Source organism: Acinetobacter sp. YH12251 (assembly GCF_013417465.1).
Classification (GTDB): Bacteria; Pseudomonadota; Gammaproteobacteria; order Pseudomonadales; family Moraxellaceae; genus Acinetobacter; species Acinetobacter amyesii.
The window spans coordinates 1-1,098 of sequence record NZ_VPDZ01000059.1; the positions used below are offsets into that span (position 1 = coordinate 1).

Annotated in this window: 1 protein-coding gene; it reads left to right on the forward strand. The window is 44.4% G+C overall.

What is annotated here, in order from left to right:
* The coding region (locus FTV27_RS17055; RefSeq protein WP_180034346.1) for an efflux RND transporter permease subunit at positions 1–1,098 on the forward strand (1,098 nt) is incomplete at both ends.

Below are 1,098 nucleotides of genomic sequence, written 5' to 3' on the forward strand. Positions count from 1 at the left end.
GACCTCTCACACAAAGTGAACGCTTTAAGGAAGTTTTTCTGGCTGCCCGCCAAGCACGTCGTCCTCTTATTTTTGGTCAGCTTATTATTTTGGTGGTGTATTTGCCGATTTTTGCTTTAAGTGGTGTAGAAGCAAAACTATTTCATCCGATGGCTTTAACCGTTGTTCTCGCACTGGTGGCAGCTATTATTTTATCGATCACCTTTGTGCCCGCTGCAGTTGCTTTATGGGTTAAAGGGGAGATCAAAGAAACGGAAAGCCGTTGGATGATCTGGCTCAAAACCCGATATCAACAGATATTGGATGGAGCCTATCATTACAAAGCGGTGGTTTTAACTTTTGCCATTTGTCTCCTGGTCATTACGGGTCTGCTCAGCACGAAGATTGGCAGTGAGTTTGCACCCCAGCTGAGTGAAGGTGATTTTGCGGTACAGCAATTACGTTCTCCAAGCACAGGCTTGGAAGAGTCTTTACGTATTCAGGAAAATACCGAAAAGCTTTTACTGAAAAACTTTCCCGAAATTAAAGCTATATTTGCCCGTACCGGGACTGCTGAAGTGGCGACAGATGTGATGCCACCGAATATTTCCGATGGTTATATCATGCTGAAACCACGTGAGGAATGGCCAGATTCAAAAGAAAGCCTAGATGCACTTCGAACCCGAATGGAAGCTTATCTTGCGACAATTCCCGGCAATAACAGTGAGTTTTCTCAGCCTATTGAGCTACGTTTTAATGAACTGATTTCAGGTATACGCAGTGATGTGGGGGTGAAGGTTTTTGGTGATGACATGCAGGTTTTGAATACTGAGGCTGCAAAAATCGCGAAAATCATTCAGCAAGTCGCAGGTAGCAGTGCGGTGAAAGTTGAACAAACTTCGGGTCTGCCTTTACTCAATGTAGAGATTGATAAAGCTTTAGCTGCCCAGTATGGCTTGAGTGTGAAATCTATTCAGGATGTGGTGGCTGCAAGTATTGGTGGACAAAGCGTGGGAGAGATTTTAGAAGGCGATCGTCGTTTTGATTTTGTTATCCGTCTTGGAGAGCAAGACCGTAGTGTCGCATCTGTTTCCCAGTTACCTATTCAGCTTCCAAATG